The 3051-nt window shown below is 73.8% G+C and carries 3 protein-coding genes; 1 reads left to right on the forward strand and 2 read right to left on the reverse strand.

Annotated elements, in window-relative coordinates:
• Positions 1–29: 29 nt before the first annotated feature.
• Entirely contained in the window at positions 30–809 is a 780-nt protein-coding gene (locus ABZ641_RS31020) for a VOC family protein (RefSeq protein WP_359987162.1), read from the reverse strand.
• A 142-nt stretch (positions 810–951) separates the two neighbouring features.
• Positions 952–1380 carry a hypothetical protein gene (locus ABZ641_RS31025; protein ID WP_359987165.1) on the reverse strand — a complete coding sequence of 143 codons (429 nt, stop codon included), beginning with the start codon at positions 1378–1380 and terminating at the stop codon, positions 952–954.
• 729 nt (positions 1381–2109) lie between these two features.
• On the opposite strand from ABZ641_RS31025, the gene ABZ641_RS31030 reads away from it, so the two are divergent.
• On the forward strand, positions 2110–2943 hold the full coding sequence (locus ABZ641_RS31030) for a PIG-L family deacetylase (protein ID WP_344626106.1): 834 nt from the start codon (positions 2110–2112) through the stop codon (positions 2941–2943).
• Positions 2944–3051: the final 108 nt, after the last annotated feature.

Raw genomic sequence — 3051 nt, forward strand, 5'->3', positions numbered from 1 at the left:
CGCCGGTGCGCGCCGGTGCGCGCCGGGGCCTACAGCGGCTGCGGTTTGATCATCGCGAAGGGCGCGCCCTGCGGGTCGGCGACCACCGCCATCCGGCCGGCCATCATGTCGAACGGCGGGGCCAGCACGGTGCCGCCCCGCTTGACCAGGGCGTCCACGGTGGAGTCGACGTCGTCGACCGCGAAGTAGGTCAGCCAGTGCGCGGGGGTGCCGGGCGGGTCGTTGGCGAGCAGGGTGACGCCGCCGACGGTGCGGCCGCCGACCCGCAGCTCCCAGTAGGAGTCGGCGCCGTCCAGCGGCTCGATCTCGATGCCGAACGCCTCGCCGTAGAAGGCCGTGGCCGCCGGGACGTCGGTGGTGTGCAGCTCGTTCCAGGTCAGCGCACCGGCCTCGTTGGCGACCTGGGCGCCGGAGAACTCGCCGGGCTGCCAGACGCCGAACACCGCACCCTGCGGGTCCGCGGCGACCAGCATCCGGCCGAGGTTGCCGACGTCCATCGCCGGGACGAGCAGGGTGCCGCCCGCGGCGACGATCGCGTCCTGGGTGGCCTGCGCGTCGGTGCTGGCCAGGTAGCTCGTCCACACGGTCGGCGGTTCCGGCATGCCCTCGGGTGCCATCGCCGGACCGATGCCGGCCGCGGCCCGGCCGTTCAGCTCGCAGACCGCGTATCCGCCGAACTCGGCCGGTCCGGGCGTGCCCTGCCAGCCGAACAGGTCGCGGTAGAAGTCCAGCGCGGCCTGCTGGTCCTTGGCCATCAGGTCGACCCAGCACGGGGTGCCGGTCGGGTACGGGGTGGTGACGTCGGGCATGCTCGCTCCTTCGAACGGGGACTCTCTCCCGTCACCCTGTCGTCACCGAACGGAGCCGGCCGTGTGCGACACGCAGTCGCGGCGGAGCTTTCCCGCACCGGCCCGGCCGCGGTCACTGCCCCCCTGCCGCCGGCGGCGTCGGTCACGAGGGCTCCGCCGCCGGGCCGTGCAGCTCCTGCTGCCACGGCGCCTCGCAGAGCAGGTCCGGGCCGTGCCGCAGGTGGCGCCGGTAGGTGCCGTACGGGAGGCCGAGGCGGCGGGCGGCGGCCTCCTGGGTGGGTGCGCCGGAGAAGTACCCGGCGGTCAGCGCCTCCCGGGCGCGGGCCCTGCGCGGGTCGCGGGCGAGGTCGTCGACGGCGGTGCGCAGCATCGACACCAGGTCGTCGCCGGGGTGGCGGCGGCGTTCCACGACGGGGGCGAGGTGGGCCTCCAACTGCTCGGCGCAGTCGAGGCAGTGGCGGCGACGCTCGGGGGTGAGGACCGGGCCGGTGACGAACTCGGTCACTCCGCCCGGCCAGTGGGCGACCTGCTGCCGGTCCTCCTGGTCGAGGCCCAGGACGTCCGGCGTCACGCGGACGGCGAACGGCTTGCCGAAGTCGTCGACGCGGTCGATCCGCCCCCTGGGAGGAAGGGCGCGACCAGCTCGGCCGCGTTGGGCGGACCGCGCGGATCTGCTCCTGCAGGGCGCGCCCCGTGAACGCGCGGACGACGATTCCGCACTTGGCGGTGTGCTCCGCCCCGGCCGTCCGGGCGGGCACCCGGCCGCGCATCACGGGCTCGGCGCGCACCTGGAACGTCTCGGTGCTGAACGTCTCGTGGTCGCTCAGCACCCGTCGGACGTCCTGGTGGCGGGAGAGGAAGTAGCCGTCCACGGCGGGCTCGTGGTACACCGGCGCGCGGTCCCGCAGCCAGCCGAAGTACCGGTGGGGAGCTGCGGCGAAGCCCTCGGACAGGATGCTGGAACGGCGATCGACCGCCGATGGGGGCCTCTCACGAAGACGGGCACGGCGGAAGCCGGAGCGGCGGGGCCCACCCGGCCTGCGGCACCGTGCGCCGTGCGCCGTGCAACGAGGCTGCGGGCAGCCGTGGGTCGGCCTGCCGGATCGACCGCCCGGCGGCACGACGCCGACTGAGAACGTGTGGGGAACTACAGCCTGAGGATCTGTCGGGTTCACGCCACCGGCGCTCCCCCGAGGACGCGGCCGGCCCCCGGCGCGGGCGGTCGCCGGATATTGTGCGCGGTCGCCCGCCCGCCTGCCGCAGACTGGGGCCGGAGCAGATCCCGAACTGGAGGACGATCATGGTTGAACGGCCGTTGACGCTGATGGCGGTGCACGCGCATCCCGACGACGAGGCCACCGGGACGGGCGGCGTGCTCGCGCGGTACGCGGCGGAGGGCATCCGCACGGTGCTCGTCACGTGTACGGACGGCGGTTGCGGTGACGGGCCGGGCGGCGTCAAGCCGGGCGATCCCGGGCACGATCCGGCCGCCGTGGCAGCGATGCGCCGCGAGGAGCTCCGGGTGAGTTGCGAGGTCCTGGGGATCGGCCACCTGGAGCTGTTGGAGTACGCGGACTCCGGGATGATGGGCTGGGCGGCCAACGACGCGCCCGGCTCGTTCTGGCGGACGCCGGTGGAGGAGGGCGCCGCCCGCCTCGCCGAACTGCTGAAACAGTACAAGCCCGACGTGGTCGTGACCTACGACGAGAACGGGTTCTACGGCCACCCCGACCACATCCAGGCGAACCGCATCACGATGGCGGCGCTGGAGATGACCGGGATGACGCCCAAGGTGTACTGGACGACGGCTCCGCGCTCGCAGATGCAGCGGTTCGGCGAGGTCATGCGGGAGTTCGGCGGCGACTGGGAGGAGCCGGACCCGGCGGAGGCCGCCGCCCTGGCCGAGATCGGCCTGCCCGACGAGGAGATCACCACCTGGGTGGACACCACCGCGTTCGGCGACCGGAAGTTCGACGCGCTGGCCGCGCACGCCAGTCAGGGCGAGAACATCTTCTTCCTGAAGATGGGCAAGGAGCGGTTCACCGAGCTCATGGGCACGGAGACCTTCGTACGGGTGCAGGACACCACGGGTGCGGCCGTGCCCGAGAACGACCTCTTCGCCGGACTTCGCTGACCGACGGCGCCGCCCGGCTTCGCCGATCGATCGCTGGTCGACGGCGCCGCCGGACGGCGCTGCGCGGGCGTTGCCGTGGCCGGACCTGCAGGAGCGGGTCCGGCCACG

This window comes from Kitasatospora sp. NPDC007106 (assembly GCF_040634455.1).
Taxonomy (GTDB): domain Bacteria; phylum Actinomycetota; class Actinomycetes; order Streptomycetales; family Streptomycetaceae; genus Kitasatospora; species Kitasatospora arboriphila.